Origin of the sequence: Mesorhizobium sp. M4A.F.Ca.ET.020.02.1.1 (assembly GCF_004022645.1) — a bacterium.
Lineage (GTDB): Bacteria > Pseudomonadota > Alphaproteobacteria > Rhizobiales > Rhizobiaceae > Mesorhizobium.
Genome location: NZ_RZOI01000830.1, coordinates 1 through 2,457, shown reverse-complemented (window position 1 = coordinate 2,457; position 2,457 = coordinate 1). Strand labels below are relative to the sequence as shown.

Below are 2,457 nucleotides of genomic sequence, written 5' to 3'. Positions count from 1 at the left end.
GCCCATCAGCGTCAGCGGCTCGAGGAAGCCGAGACCTGGCTCCGTCGCCATGATCTCGACCAGGATCTCGCCGGCGACAATCGTCGGCCCCGCGCCTTCGGCGGCGATCTCCCTTCGGCGGCTCATTCCTGCAATTCCTTCTCTCCCCAGCCTTGCCAGGCGCTGATTTCGGCGCGCACCGGCCGCACGATAGCGCCGGGCTGCAGCCGGGGTAAATCGCGGCGGAGCTGAAGTCAACAGAAACTATACGTATGTTCACTTATATCAATGCGCGCGCAGCCTTCTTATGTGCGTCATTTGGAGAAAATTTACCGGCCTGGCGAGACCGGAGCCCAGAAAATCAGGCGACAGGCGGCTTGACTCAAATTTTCTGTAGCGCGATAGAATATATACGCATGTTCATTTACACATGCGCATTCGTAAAGGAGGAGACGAAATGCCAACGGGTAAGCTTTTCGGGATTCTCGCCGTATCGGTCACCGCCTCGGCGCTGGCGGCAGGCACGGCGCTCGCCACGGAAATCACCGTCGCCACGGTCAACAACGGCGACATGATCATCATGCAGAAGCTGTCGCCGGAGTGGGAGAAGGCGACCGGCAACAAGGTCAATTGGGTCACGCTTGAGGAGAACGTGCTGCGCGAGCGCGTCACCACCGACATCGCCACCAAGGGCGGCCAGTTCGACGTGCTCACCATCGGCGGCTACGAGACGCCGATCTGGGGCAAGGCCGGCTGGCTGACGTCGCTCAACGATCTCGGCGACGACTACGACTATGACGACCTGATTGCGCCGGTTCGCAACGGCCTGACCGTCGACGGCAAGCTCTACGCAGTGCCGTTCTACGCCGAAAGCTCGTTCACGCTCTACCGCAAGGACCTGTTCGACGCCGCCGGCCTGAAGATGCCGGTGCAGCCGACCTACGATCAGATCACGGAATTCGCCGACAAGCTCACCGACAAGTCGAAGGAGCAGTACGGGCTCTGCCTGCGCGGCAAGCCGGGCTGGGGCGAGAACATGGCCTTCGTCGGCACGCTGGTGAACACATTCGGCGGCCAGTGGTTCGACATGGACTGGAAGCCGCAGATCAATTCCGACGCCTGGAAGAAGGCGATCGGCTGGTATGTCGACACCATGAAGAAGGATGGACCGCCGGGCATCAGCTCCAACGGCTTCAACGAGAACCAGACGCTGTTCGCCTCCGGCCATTGCGCCATGTGGATCGACGCCACGTCCGCGGCGGGCCGCGTCTATGACCCGAAGCAGAGCAAGGTCGCCGACAAGGTCGCCTTCGCCAAGGCGCCGGTCGCGGTCACCCCCAACGGTTCGGCCTGGGGCTGGGCCTGGAGCCTCGCCATCCCGGCCTCGACCAAGAAGGCGGACGCGGCGAAGTCCTTTGTCAAATGGGCGACCTCGAAGGCCTATGTCCAGCGCGTCGGCGAGACCGAAGGCTGGGTGGCGGCGCCGCCCGGAACCCGCAAGTCCACCTATGCCAGCGCCGACTACCAGAAGGCGGCGCCCTTTGCCGCGACGGTGCTCTCGGCGATCGAATCCGCCGATCCGACCAAGCAGACCAAGGACCCGGTCCCCTATACCGGCATCCAGTTCGTCGCCATCCCCGAATTCCAGGGCATTGGCACGCAAGTCGGCCAGGCCGTCGCCGCCGCGGTCACCGGCGAGCAGTCGGTCGACGATGCGCTGAATGGCGTCCAGGCCGAGGTGGAGCGCACCATGACGGAAGCGGGCTACATCAAATAGCGCCCTAACAAGCCAGGGGTGGAGCGTGCCGCCCCTGGCGATCCGGCCCGCCCAGACCTCCCGTTGCAGCGGGCCCGGAGGATGCACGGATCCCGCAAGGGCAAAGCGGGTCCGTGCGTTCCGCGCCGGCTGACAGGCAAGCTTTCGCGGCCGCTCGGAAATCGTTGTCGAATTTTGGAAAGTTGGACATGAAACTGAACAACAAGACTGCCCTCATCACCGGCGGCGCGCGCGGCATCGGCCTCGGCTTCGCTCAGGCCTATGCCCGCGAGGGCGCAAAAGTGGTGATCGCCGACATCGACTTCGAACGCGCGACGCAGGCGGCTGCCGCGACCGGTCCGGCGGCCAGCGCGAAGAAGCTCGACGTCAGCGATCTCGCCGCGATCGAGAGCGTTGCCGCCGAGGTCGACCGCGAGTTCGGCGGCATCGACATCCTCGTCAACAACGCCGCCATCTTCGACATGGCGCCGATCACCGTCATCACCGAGGCGAGCTACGAGAAGGTCTTCGGCATCAACCTCAAGGGGCCGCTGTTCATGATGAAGGCCGTCGCCAAACTGATGATAGCGCGCGGCCGTGGCGGCAAGATCATCAACATGGCGAGCCAGGCCGGCCGCCGCGGCGAGGCGCTGGTGACGCTCTATTGCGCCTCCAAGGCGGCGATCATCTCGGCCACGCAGTCGGCAGCACTGGCGCTGGTC

General features: G+C 64.2%; 2 protein-coding genes and 1 pseudogene. 2 read left to right on the top strand and 1 reads right to left on the bottom strand.

The window, feature by feature from the left end; all coding sequences use genetic code 11:
- Window positions 1-126: pseudogene (locus tag EN742_RS39765) on the bottom strand (sugar kinase); the annotation flags it as partial.
- Between the two features lie 310 nt (window positions 127-436).
- Between EN742_RS39765 and EN742_RS31795 the strand changes: the two are divergent.
- Together EN742_RS31795 and EN742_RS31790 are read left to right on the top strand one after the other, a co-directional pair.
- Entirely contained in the window at window positions 437-1,756 is a 1,320-nt protein-coding gene (locus tag EN742_RS31795; protein WP_189375688.1) for a sugar ABC transporter substrate-binding protein, read from the top strand.
- A gap of 188 nt (window positions 1,757-1,944) precedes the next feature.
- Window positions 1,945-2,457 (top strand): SDR family NAD(P)-dependent oxidoreductase (locus EN742_RS31790; RefSeq protein WP_128333721.1); only part of this gene is annotated, 513 nt, incomplete at its 3' end.